Origin of the sequence: Pseudoclavibacter sp. 8L (genome assembly GCF_902506465.1) — a bacterium.
GTDB lineage: Bacteria > Actinomycetota > Actinomycetes > Actinomycetales > Microbacteriaceae > Pseudoclavibacter.
In genome coordinates this window covers 1,110,504-1,122,434 of record NZ_LR733186.1, presented here as the reverse complement: position 1 = coordinate 1,122,434, position 11,931 = coordinate 1,110,504, and the positions used below count along the sequence as shown (strand labels likewise).

Annotated in this window: 8 protein-coding genes and 1 tRNA gene; 4 read left to right on the top strand and 5 right to left on the bottom strand. The window is 68.3% G+C overall.

Annotated features, from left to right (window positions below; genetic code table 11):
• Nucleotides 1-32: 32 nt before the first annotated feature.
• The 4 genes from GV007_RS11930 to GV007_RS11915 all read right to left on the bottom strand — a co-directional run bounded on the left by GV007_RS11930 (nucleotide 33) and on the right by GV007_RS11915 (nucleotide 6,176).
• Nucleotides 33-106 (bottom strand) — tRNA-Pro (locus tag GV007_RS11930).
• A gap of 85 nt (nucleotides 107-191) precedes the next feature.
• Nucleotides 192-2,720 (bottom strand): transglycosylase domain-containing protein, encoded by a 2,529-nt coding sequence (locus GV007_RS11925; RefSeq protein ID WP_160072827.1) that lies wholly within the window; start codon nucleotides 2,718-2,720, stop codon nucleotides 192-194.
• A gap of 5 nt (nucleotides 2,721-2,725) precedes the next feature.
• A complete protein-coding gene (locus GV007_RS11920) occupies nucleotides 2,726-3,688 on the bottom strand; it encodes a metallophosphoesterase (RefSeq protein WP_160072825.1) in 963 nt (320 codons plus the stop codon).
• 31 nt (nucleotides 3,689-3,719) lie between these two features.
• Nucleotides 3,720-6,176: a transglycosylase domain-containing protein gene (locus GV007_RS11915; RefSeq protein ID WP_160072823.1), complete on the bottom strand. Its 2,457-nt coding sequence runs from the start codon at nucleotides 6,174-6,176 to the stop codon at nucleotides 3,720-3,722.
• A gap of 164 nt (nucleotides 6,177-6,340) precedes the next feature.
• Between GV007_RS11915 and GV007_RS19060 the strand changes: the two genes are divergently transcribed.
• Together GV007_RS19060 and GV007_RS11910 are read left to right on the top strand one after the other, a co-directional pair.
• On the top strand, nucleotides 6,341-6,505 hold the full coding sequence (locus GV007_RS19060; protein WP_194677124.1) for a hypothetical protein: 165 nt from the start codon (nucleotides 6,341-6,343) through the stop codon (nucleotides 6,503-6,505).
• Nucleotides 6,502-6,963: a RidA family protein gene (locus GV007_RS11910; RefSeq protein WP_104285911.1), complete on the top strand. Its 462-nt coding sequence runs from the start codon at nucleotides 6,502-6,504 to the stop codon at nucleotides 6,961-6,963. Before GV007_RS19060 ends, GV007_RS11910 begins: the two co-directional genes overlap by 4 nt.
• 102 nt (nucleotides 6,964-7,065) lie before the next feature.
• Here the strand turns inward: GV007_RS11910 and acs are convergent, their stop codons facing one another.
• Nucleotides 7,066-9,033: an acetate--CoA ligase gene (gene acs, locus GV007_RS11905; RefSeq protein WP_160072821.1), complete on the bottom strand. Its 1,968-nt coding sequence runs from the start codon at nucleotides 9,031-9,033 to the stop codon at nucleotides 7,066-7,068.
• A 573-nt stretch (nucleotides 9,034-9,606) separates the two neighbouring features.
• Between acs and GV007_RS11900 the strand changes: the two genes are divergently transcribed.
• Complete coding sequence (locus GV007_RS11900) at nucleotides 9,607-10,785, top strand: TadA family conjugal transfer-associated ATPase (protein WP_160072819.1); 1,179 nt, start codon at nucleotides 9,607-9,609, stop codon at nucleotides 10,783-10,785.
• On the top strand, nucleotides 10,782-11,831 hold the full coding sequence (locus tag GV007_RS19250) for a type II secretion system F family protein (protein WP_236558483.1): 1,050 nt from the start codon (nucleotides 10,782-10,784) through the stop codon (nucleotides 11,829-11,831). Before GV007_RS11900 ends, GV007_RS19250 begins: the two co-directional genes overlap by 4 nt.
• Nucleotides 11,832-11,931: the final 100 nt, after the last annotated feature.

Below are 11,931 nucleotides of genomic sequence, written 5' to 3'. Positions count from 1 at the left end.
GCAAGCTCAGGCCTTTTCCCATCAGACAACTGTCGGGGTAGCGGGATTTGAACCCACGACCTCTTCGTCCCGAACGAAGCGCGCTACCAAACTGCGCCACACCCCGATCGCTCACCGCTGAGCGGCGAACTCCCCAAGAGTACCCGAAGGTTGCTCGCGCCGCCAACCGAGGGCGCGAGCCACGGAAACTCCTACGGCCCCGAAGAGATGAACAGCCTGATGTCGCCGGTCGGCTCGATGGGAGTGCCCGTCGCGGGGTCGGTGCGGATCACCTGCCCGCTCGGCACGGTCGCGCTCTTCTCGGCGATGACGGTCACGGTCCCGCTGAAGCCGGCGCCCGCGAGCAGTGTCGTCGCCTCATCCTGCGTCTTGCCCGCGACATCCGGTGCCAGGAGCCCGTTCGACGCATCCTCGGGCAGCGCCGACGGGTGGATCGTGATCGTCGTCCCCTTGTCGACGCGAGTGTTGGCGGTCGGCAGGGTGTTCGCGACGCTTCCCGGCGACTGGTCGGAGTCGACCGATGGCCCGATGGAGACGCCGAAGCCCAGCCCCTCGAGCACCTGGCGCGCCTCCTCCGTCGACCGGCCTGTCACGTCCGGCACGGTTGCCAGCACCAGGGCGTCCTCGTCCTCCACGTATTCGGGGAAGTCGCCGCCGCCGTAGGTGCTCATCGCGTGCCCGATGATGTCGTTGAAGAGCACGTGACGCGTCTGGCTTCCCGCCGCGAGCGGCAGGTCGACGTCGTACATGGGCAGGAGGCCATTGGCGTTGCCCACCCAGACGGCGAGGCCGACCTTGGTCGTCGCCCCGACCATCCACGTCTGCAGGCCGTTGTCGGTCGTGCCGGTCTTGCCGATCAGCGGAACGATGCCCGGGTTCGACCGCGAGCCGGTGCCGCCGTTGACGACGCCGGCGAGGGCTTCATCGACGCCCGCCGCGACCTGCGGCGAGACGGCCTGGATGCAGCGGGACTCGGGACCCGAGACCTCGGTGCCGTCTGGCAGCGTCACGCGGTCGATGCCCGTCGGCGAGCAGGTCGTGCCATTGTTCGCGAGGCCGGACATGACTGTGGCCATCGAGAGCGGAGCCATCTCGTTGGCGGCGCCGAGGATGGCGGCCGGCACCGAGGAGTTGATCGCTCCGTCGGCGCGGTGGCCGCCGAGGGCCATCGCGGTGTCGCGGATGCGGCACTGGTCGAGGCGCTCCGCCATCGTCACGTAGGCGGTGTTGATCGACGAGGCGGTGGCCGACTTCACCGAGACGGTCCCGACTCGCTGACCACTGTCGTTCGTCGGCGCCCATGGACCGTCGGACTCGGCCTCGCACGTGTTGGAGAAGTTCTCGAGGTAGAAGGTGCGGTTCTGTCCCGGGACGGACGAGTACAGCGACTTACCTGAAGACAGCCACTCGGCAAGCGTGAAGATCTTGTACGTCGAGCCAGTCTGGAAGCCGGTAGAGCCGCCGTACTCGTAATCCGTGTTGTAATTCACGGAGGTCACGCCGGGTTGGCCCTGATTCTCGGCCACCTCGCTGAACTGGGTGTTCTGCACCATCGCGAGGATGCGGCCGGTGCCGTTCTCGACCATGGATGCGGCGGCGCCGAGCTCCGTGCCCGGGTAGCTGGACGGCACGGCGTTCTGCATCGACTGCGTCGCGACGCCCTGCATGTCGAGGTCAAGGGACGTGTAGATCTTGTAGCCCTTGCCGGCGAGGTTGAACATCCGCTCGGCCTCGGTCGCGCCGAAGGCTTCATCCTGGAGCACGGAGAGCTGCACGAATTTGCAGAAGTACTTGGCGTTGCCTTCCGCAAATTCGCACCCGTGGTTCGGCTCGGTGACGTTCGGCTCGACGGGCAGCGCGATGGTGGCCTCGTAGGTCGCCTGGTCGATGGCGCCCTCCTCCATCATGCGCATGAGGATGTAGTCGCGGCGCTCCTTGTTGCCCTCGATGTTCTCCTCGCGGTCGAGGCGGTAGGCGTTCGGCTCCTGCACGATGGCGATGAGGCTCGCGGCTTCCTGCAGGTTCAGGTCGATGGCCGGCTTCCCGAAGTAGCGCTGCGCTGCCGACTCGATGCCGTAGGTGGTGCCGCCGAAGAGGGCGATGTTGAGGTAGCCCTGGAGGATCTCGTCCTTCGAGTACTGCTGCTCGACGCCGATGGCGAGGCGCATCTCCTGGAGCTTGCGGCCCGTGTTGGGGTCGGTCGCCTCGATGTACGCCTTCTCGCTCTCGGCGGGGTCGAGGATCGCCTCGGCCTCCTGCACGCGCACGTTGCGGACCCACTGCATGGTGATGGTCGAGGCGCCAGCGGAGGCGTCCCCGATGACCGAGGTCACGAGGGCTCGAGCCGCGGAGATGACGTCCACGCCGTCGTGCTCGCGGAAACGCGGATCCTCCACCGAGATGGCCGCCAGCGGCACCCACGGCGAAATCTGGTCGAGGGGCACCTCGATGCGGTTCTGGTTGTAGAACTGGGCGAACTTGACGTCCTGCCCGCCCTGCTTGGCGTAGAGCTCGGTGACCTGCTGGAGTTCGTTGATCTCCAGGTAGTCGGGGAGGCTCTCGAACAGGTTGATGGAGCTGTTGTCCGCGATGTTGGCGACGGAGATCAGCGGAGTCACGAGCGCGGAGATGAGGATGGCAGCGAGGCCGCTCACGCCGACGAGTCCGAGGACGCGCGTCAGCGGACCGCGCTTCCGGTTTCCACGTTTCTTTGTTGCCATGGCGGTCACGATACCCGGGGTAGGAAGGTCAGGAGCGTCGCCTCCGGCGGGCACGCGAATCGCACGGGGGCGTAGATCGACGTGCCGAGGCCGGCGGAGACGTGGAGCGCCGCGGTGCGCCCGCGCGAGGTCCACTCGCTGAGGCCCTTCACCTGGCGGCGGGGGATATCGCAGTTCGTGACGAGGGCGCCGTAGCCGGGCACGCAGACCTGGCCGCCGTGGGTGTGGCCCGCGAAGATCGCGTCGGCGCCGAGGTCGACGAGTCCGCTCAGGACCCGCTGGTACGGGGCGTGCGCGAGCGCGATGGTGAGGTCCCAGTCCTCACCTTCCGACGCCTCGCGCAGGGCCTCACCCGCGGCGGCGAAGTCATCGCCGTCGATGTGCGGGTCGTTCACCCCGAAGAAGCGGATGCGCCTGCCGGCGACCTCGAGGACAGCCGCCATGTTGTTGAGGGGCGTCCACCCGAGACGGTTGAAGTGGCCGGTGAGGCTCTCCGTGTCGAGACGCGGCGCCGTCTTCGCGACGTGGGCGGAACTGCCGAAGTACGTGAAGGGGTTCTTGAGGACGGGCCCCAGGTAGTCGTTCGACCCGTACACGTGCACAGAAGGGATTCCCTCGAACGGCTCGAGCATGCGGGCGACGGTCGGGACGGCGTCGACGTGGCCGAGGTTGTCGCCCGTGCCGATGACGAGGTCGGGCTGCAGGGCGGCGAGCCCTCTGACGAACTCCTGCTTCTTGCGCTGCCAGGGCGCGACGTGGAAGTCGCTGAGGTGCAGGACACGCAGCGGGGCTGAACCGGGGGGCAGGATGCGCGATTCGACCCGACGCAGACGGAACGCGCGGCGCTCGATCATCGTGCCGTAGATGGCGGTCGCCGCCCCCACCCCGAGGAGGGTGAGGGCGACGGCGCTTGCTGGTCCGAGGCCGGAAGAGGTTCCTTGGCCCGAGGTGGCGACGGAATCCGCCATGTGGAACTCGTTTCAGTTAGTGCGATGGCCCTTAGGGGCCGGAAGAGACGTAGACCTGGATGGAGCCGCTGCGATTCAGTTCCGCGCCCGGTGCCGGGTCGGTGCGGATCACCTGTCCGCTCGGGACGGTCGCGCTCTCCTCGGTGAGGATCGCCATGGTGCCGCTGAAGCCGAGCTGGGAGAGCGTGGACTGCGCCTGTTCCTGGGTCTGCCCCGCGAGGTCCGGTGCGACGAGCGCCGCCGTGGTCGGTGCGGCGGCCGGCCCGCGCGACGGGGTGATCGTGATCGTCGTTCCCTGCGTCACACGGGTGTTCGCGCTCGGCAGCGTGCTGGCCACGGTGCCTTCCGGCTGATCGGATTCGACGGCGTTGCCGACGGACACGGTGAAGCCGAGCCCCTCGAGCGAGGACTTCGCCTCAGCCGTCGTCTTCCCGGTCAGGTCGGGGACCGTCACCTGCTCGTTCTGGACGGCGCTGCCGGTCGGCTCGGGGAACGAATCGCCGCCGTAGACGCGCATCGCCTGGGCGATGACGTCGTTGAAGATGACGTGACGCGTCTGGCTTCCGACCGCGCGGGGGAGGTCGACGCCGTACATGGGGACCTGGCCGCTGGCGTTGCCGACCCAGACGGCGAGGCCGACCTTGGTGGTGGCTCCGACCATCCACGTCTGCAGGCCGCTGTCCGTGGTTCCGGTCTTGCCCATGAGGGGCGCGATGCCCGGGTTCGAGGCACTGCCCGTGCCGCCGTTGGCGACGCCCTGGAGGGCGGAGGTCACACCGGCCGCGACCTCGGGGGTCACCGCCTGGTTGCACGTCGACTTCGGCGCCTCGATGGCGGAGCCGTCGCGCAGCGTGATGCTGTCGATCGCGATGGGCGTGCAGGTGACGCCGCCGTTCGCGAATCCGGCCACGGCCGTCGCCATGGAGAGGGGCGCGATCGTATTCGTTCCGAGCACTGCTGCCGGGTTCGACTCGTTGATCGCCCCGTCGGCGCGGTGTGCGCCCATGGCCATGGCGGTGTCGCGGATGCGGCACTGGTCGAGCTGCTCGGCCATGGCCACGTACGCCGTGTTGATCGACTGCGACGTCGCCTGGCGGACCGACACGTTGCCGACCTTCGAGCCTCCGTCGTTCGTCGGCGACCAGGAGCCGCCATCCGCGCCGAGGCAGGAGTTCTGGAAGTTCGCGAGGTTGAAGGCGCGGTCCTTGCCGTTCACGGAGGAGTTCAGAGACTTCCCCGATGCCAGCCATTCGGCGAGCGTGAACATCTTGTAGGTCGACCCGACCTGGAAGCCCGTGGAACCGCCGTACTCGTAGTCGGTGTTGTAGTTCACCGAGGTGTAGCCCGGTTGACCGGCCAGCTCCTCCGTGTCGCCGAAGGCGGTGTTCTGCACCATCATGAGCACGCGGCCCGTGCCCTCCTCGACCATGGAAGCTGCGGATCCCATGTCCATGCCGTCGACGTAGGCGGGAACAGCCGAGGCCATCGAGGCCTGACCCTGAGCCTGCATGTCGAGGTCGAGGGTCGTGTGGATCTGGTAGCCCTTGGTCTGGAAGTTGAACTGCCGTTCCTCGTAGGTCTCACCGAACGCGGGATCCTGGACCATGACGAGTCGCACGTAGTCGCAGAAGTACTGCGCGTTGCCCTCGGCCGCGCTGCAGCCGTGCTTGGGCTCCGTCGGGCGGGGCTCGACGGGCAGCACGACGGTCGCGTCGTAGGTCGCCTGGTCGATCTTGCCTTCCTCCATCATGCGCATGAGGATGTAGTCGCGGCGCACCTTGTTCGCCTCGATGTTCTCGGGCACGTCGAGGCGGTACGCGTTCGGTTCCTGCACGATCGCGATGAGGCTCGCGGACTCCTGCAGGTTCAGGTCGAGCGCCGACTTGCCGAAGTAGCGCTGCGCTGCCGACTCGATGCCGTAGGTGGTGCCGCCGAAGAGGGCGATGTTGAGGTAGCCCTGGAGGATCTCGTCCTTGGAGAACTGCTTCTCGACGCCGATCGCGAGGCGCATCTCCTGGAGCTTGCGGCCCGTCGTGGTCTCGGTCGCCTCGAGGTAGGCCTTATCGCGTTCCTCTTCATTGGGGATCGCTTCGGCGGTCTGCACACGCACGTTGCGCACGTACTGCATGGTGATCGTGGATGCGCCTGCCGCGCCATCGCCGATGACGGACTGGGCGAGCGCACGCGCCGCCGAGATGACGTCGACGCCACCGTGCTCGCGGAACCTGGGGTCCTCTACCGAGATGGCCGCGTCTGCGACGTACGGGGAGATCTGGTCGAGTGGGACCTCTTCGCGGTTCTGGTTGTAGAACTCGGCGAACTTCTGTCCGTTGGCGGCGTACAGCTCGGTCTTCTGCTGCAGTGAGCCGATCTCGAGGTACGTCGGGAGGTTCTCGAACAGCGAGATGGTGCTGTTCGCGGCCACACCGGTGACGGCGATGAGCGGGGTGATCATGGCCGTGACGAGCACGCCCGCGACTCCGCTCATACCAAGCAGCCCTAGGAGGCCACCCAGAATGTTGCGTTTGGGCGCCCCTGGATTCGTGACAGACATAGGATCAAGGGTAAGTCACACCCGCTCGTGGCGTCTTCAGGAGTGTTCAATGAGTACCCCATGAAGAGCCTGAGCGCTCATCGCACAGGAGGACGTCCATGCAGAAGTGGGAATATTTCATCACCCCGCTCCCATTGCACACCCCCACTGTCATCCTCAACAACTGGGGTGCTCAGGGCTGGGAGCTGGTGCAGGTTTCCACGAATGCCGAGGGCGGATCCGTCGCCTACATGAAGCGCCCGATCGCGGGGGAGTCAGCATGAGCCAGGTCGAAGAACGTCTCGGTGCGATGGGACTCGCGGTGCCTCCGGTTGCCGCTCCGGTCGCCGCCTACGTGCCGGCAGTCGAGCACGGCGGCCTCGTGTACACCTCCGGCCAGCTCCCGTTCATCGAGGGAGCGCTCCCCGAGAAGGGCAAGGTCGGCGCCGAGGTGCCGCGCGACGATGCCATCGAGTTCGCGGCCTTCGCCGGTCTCAACGCGCTTGCGGCCATCAAGTCCGTCATCGGCGACCTCGACCGCGTGACGCGAGTCGTGAAGGTCACCGTCTACGTCGCATCCGCCCCTGATTTCACGGAGCAGCCGCTCGTCGCGAATGGCGTCTCCGAGATGCTGGGCCTCGCCTTCGGCGACGCGGGCACGCACGTCCGTGCCGCGGTGGGTGTCGCGGTGCTGCCGCTCGACTCGCCGGTCGAGGTCGACCTCATCGTCGCGTACGAGTAGCGGGCCGCCTCGCGCAGCGCGAGCATCCGCACTGACGGAAGCCCTGCATCCCTCCTCTGAGGGGCGCAGGGCTTCCGTCGTTCTGTCAGGGGCCGCGTCGGGTCAGTCGTCGTCGGCGGCTCCGGATGCGACACCGGAGGAGATCGCCGACATCACCGAGGCGTCGGTGAGGGTCGTCGTGTCCCCGACCGCCTTGCCGTCTGCGACGTCGCGCAGCAGACGCCGCATGATCTTGCCAGAACGGGTCTTGGGGAGCTCTGCGACGACATACACCTGACGTGGACGGGCGATCGCGCCGATCTTCGTCGACACATGCTCGCGCAGCACCTTCGGAGCGTCAGAGGCCTCGATCTCCGCCTTCTTGCTCTCCTTCAGCACGACGAAGGCGACGACCGCCTGCCCCGTCGTCTCGTCGCTCGCCCCGACGACCGCCGACTCGGCGACGAACGGGTGGTCGACGAGCGCCGACTCGATCTCCGTCGTCGACAGCCGGTGGCCGGAGACGTTCATGACGTCGTCGACTCGGCCGAGCAGCCAGAGGTGCCCGTCCTTGTCGACGCCGGCACCGTCGCCGGCGAAGTAGCGGCCAGGGAACTGGGACCAGTACGTCTCGATGAACCGCTCCCGGTCGCCGTAGATGCCTCGGGTCATCGATGGCCACGGCTCCGTGATCGTGAGGAGCCCCATCTCGCCGGGGTTGACGCGCTCGCCCTTGTCGTCGACGACCTCGACGACCACCCCGGGAACGGGCACCTGCGCGGCGCCTGGCTTGAGCGCGACCTGGCTCGGGATCGCGGAGATCATGATGGCGCCCGTCTCGGTCTGCCACCAGGTGTCGACGACGGGCACGCGATTGCCCCCGATGACCTCCCGGTACCAGGCCCAGGCCTCCGGGTTGATCGGCTCTCCCACGGAGCCGAGGAGACGGATCGACGAGAGGTCGTACTTCGCGGGGATCTGCCTGCCCGACTTCATATAGCCGCGGATCGCCGTCGGTGCCGTGTAGAAGATCGTGACGCCGTAGCGCTGGATGATGTCGAACCAGCGGCCAAGGTCAGGGGTGTCATGCGTGCCCTCGTACATGACCTGCGTCGCACCGTTCGCGAGCGGTCCGTAGACGAAGTAGCTGTGGCCGGTCACCCAGCCGACGTCGGCTGAGCACCAGTAGACGTCCTGCTCCGGCTTCAGGTCGAAGATGGTGCGGTGCGTGAACGACGTCTGGGTGAGGTAGCCACCCGTCGTGTGCAGGAGGCCCTTCGGCTTCCCGGTCGTGCCCGACGTGTAGAGGATGAAGAGCGGATGCTCGGCGGGGAACGGCTTCGCGACGTGCTCATCGCTCACCTGCGCGATCTCCTCGTGCCACCACAGGTCACGTCCCGGTGTCAGCGACGGCTCGTTGTCGGCGCGACGGACGACGAGCACGTGCTCGACGGTGTGCCCGTCTGCCTCGAGCGCCGCATCCACCGTCTCCTTGAGGGGGAAGATCCGCCCCTTGCGGATGGAGCCGTCGCTCGTGATGACGAGCTTCGCGTTCGCATCCTCGACGCGGCTGCGGATGGAGTCGGCGCTGAAGCCGCCGAAGATGACCGAGTGGATGGCGCCGATGCGCGCGCACGCCAGCATCGCGACGACGGTCTCCGGGATCATCGGCATGTAGATGGCGACGACGTCTCCGGCCGTGACGCCGAGGCTCTCGAGGAGATTCGCCGCCCGCTTCACCTCGCCGAGGAGGTCGGAGTACGTGATGGTGCGCTTGTCGCCGGGCTCGCCCTCCCAGTAGATGGCGACCCGGTCGCCGTTGCCGGCGAGCACGTGGCGGTCGACGCAGTTGTAGCTCGCGTTGAGCGTGCCGTCGGCGAACCACTTCGCGAAGGGAGCGTCGCTCCAGTCGAGGACCTCCGTGAACGGAGTCGACCAGTGCAGCTCCCTGGCCTGCTCGGCCCAGAATCCGAGACGGTCTTCTTCGGCTCGCGCGGCGAGGTCGGCCGGCACGGGGGAGGAGGACGTGAAGTCGTCGCTGGGCGGGAAGGTCTCGAGGTCTTCCAGAAGGTGTTCGATCTTGTCAGCCACCACAGGTCCTTTCGCGTCGTTGCGATGCGGCGCCACCTCAGTGCGGCGCAGCGTGCCAGAAGTCTACGGAGCCAGCATGTGCTCCGACTCCCGCCTTTCGGGGGGAATGTCGGAGCGCTTCGACGCGATCCTGCGGCGCCAGGCCCTGCGGAAGTGAACCGGCAGCAGTGCCAGTGGTGCCGTGCTCGACGGATGGCTGCGGAGCGCAGGGGCGGAGCATCCACGGCGTGCGGGGGCGCGGGATTCGGCGTCCGTGCGGCCGTGAGAGCCCAGCCGAACATTTTTCGATTGTCTGGGAATCAGACGTGGTCTCGAGCGAAATATGCACTAGCATGGACTTCGATGGTTTCGCTCTCTGTCGCAACTGTCGTCGCTCTGCAGCAATCAACCCCCCTGAACGCTGCATGAGCTGAGGCGTTCGGATATCCCCCTGTCCGGGCGCCTCTTCAGTTAACCGCGCGACTCCGCCACCGCACTGCGCGACTCTGTCGCTCGGGGACTTGTGGAGAGTGCTTCTCCCCAGTCGGCGCAGCGCCGCCCGCGCTCGACCGCGGCCGTTCGTACGCTTCCTGCATGTCCTTCACCTCAGGCCCCGGCGCGGCGCCCGTCCAGCGGTTCGTCGCTCGTCCAGCGGCCGACCGCGCCGCGTCGCTCACGTTGCCGCCGCGCGCTGGTTTCGGCGACTCCACACCGCGATCGGTGCGCTCGCTCACCCGAGGCCAAGCCGACGCGTTCGGGCCGCTCGCCGGGTACGTGGCGGACGGCGAGGTGACCGACCTCTTCGTGAACGGCTGCGAAGGTCTGTACGTCGACCGGGGGAGCGGGGCCGAACGGGAGGAGTCCTGGCTGGCCCCGAGCGAGCGTGCACTGCGTGAGCTCGCGGTCCGCATCGTCGCGGCCGGCGGCCGGCACCTCGATGAATCCGCGCCCTGCGTGGATGTGCGGATCGCCGACGGCATCCGCGTGCACGCCGTTCTCCCGCCCGTCTCGACCACGGGCACCCTCCTGTCGATCAGAGCCCCGAAGGTTTGCCAGCTCACTCTGGAGCAGCTCGACCGAGAGGCGTTCTTCGCGCCCGGAGCCCAGGAACTCGTGCGAGAGGCGGTGCGGGCCCGAGCGAACGTCCTGGTGACCGGTGCGGGCGGAAGCGGGAAGACGACCTTCCTTGCTGCAATGCTCTCGGAGGCCGACGAGCGGGACCGCATCATCCTCATCGAGGACGTGGCTGAGCTGCGTATCGCGCACCCGCACAGCGTCTCGCTGGAGGCGAGGCAGGCGAACATCGAAGGCGCGGGGAGCGTGCCCCTCGAGCGCCTTGTCCGCGAATCCCTGCGGATGCGCCCTGACCGCCTCGTGCTCGGCGAGTGCCGTGGCGCGGAGCTCCGCGAGCTGCTGGCGGCCCTCAACACCGGCCACGATGGCGGTGCGGGCACGCTGCACGCGAACTCGCTCGCGGACGTGCCCTCCCGGCTGGAGGCCCTTGGCGCGCTTGCGGGGATGACACCGGACGCGGTTGCGCGACAGACGGTGAGCGCCATCGATCTCGTCATGCACGTTGAGCGCACCACATCCGGGCATCGACGACTCGCAGAGATCGGCGAGTTCCGCCTCGATGCTGCGGGCCGATTGGCGGTCGCCCCCGTGGCGCGTCCCCGGGGCGCGTCGGATGTCGACGTCACCAGGTCCACGGCTTTCCCTCAGTCGGGAACCAGCACGACGGGAACCCGTCACCGAGAGCCCAAGCGGCCATGACGAGGCTGGCCATCGACGAGGCGGAGCAGACGGCTGCGGTCGTCGAGCGCCTGGTCGCCCTGCTCCTCGGCGGTGCGACGGCTACCTCCGCCTGGCAGCACGTCGCGAGCTTCGCCGCAGCCGAGTCGGCTCACCCGGGGAGAGAGCGCGCTCGGGTGGGAAGCGCGCTCCGAGGTGAGCTGCGGCGACGAGCGATCGCCGCGTTTCGCGTGAAGGCGGCGCCGCCCAGCGGCGACATCGCCGAGCCCGTCGAGCTGCGAGTCGCGCGGGGCCTGCGTGCCGGCCAGCGCGTCGGCGCGATGCTCCGGGAGCAGCAGGCGACGAGCTGGCGTTCCCTGGGCTGCGCGTGGTCGCTCGCCGAACTGACGGGTGCCCCGCTTGCCCGCGGTCTCGCCGACCTCGGGCAGTCCTTCCGGGATCATGCGGCAGCCGAGCGCGACGTCGAGCTCGCGCTCGCCGGCCCGAGTAGCGCCGCGCGCCTCGTCATGGGCCTGCCCGCCGTGGGGGTGATGCTCGGCCTCGCGCTCGGCTTCGACAGTCTCGCCATGCTCTTCGGGACCCCCATCGGCCGCGCCTGCCTCGTCGGCGGCCTCGCGCTCATGGCGACCGCGCACCTCTGGAACCGCGCCCTCATCGCGGCAGCCTCAAGACGAGACCCGGTGCCCGGCCTTGCGCTCGACCTGACGGCGCTCGGAATGCTCGGCGGGGCATCCGCCAGTACCGTTCTCCACCAGGTCGAACGTGTCCTCGAAGACGCCGATCTGGCCCACGGCCGCCGGTCGAGTCGAGAAGCCTCGCGTTCGGACGGTCGCATCGAGCGCGTCCTCGGTCTCGCCAGAGACGCCGGAGTGCCTGCCGCCGAGCTCCTCCGGAGCGAGGCCGCGCTCGAGCGACGTGATGCCAGAGCCGCATCGAGCCGGAACGCCGCGCAGCTCGGAGTGCGCCTCATGCTGCCGCTCGGCCTGTGCGTGCTCCCCGCGTTCCTGCTGCTCGGTGTGGCGCCGCTCATCCTCGCGGTGCTCACCCAGACGATCTCGCGGCTGTGAGGCCCGCCGCGAAGGCGTGGCGCGCCGTCGCCGCCCCCCACTCCTTCGGCCGCCCAGACGCCCGCCCCTCGACGCTCGTGCCGACTCCGAACTGACAACC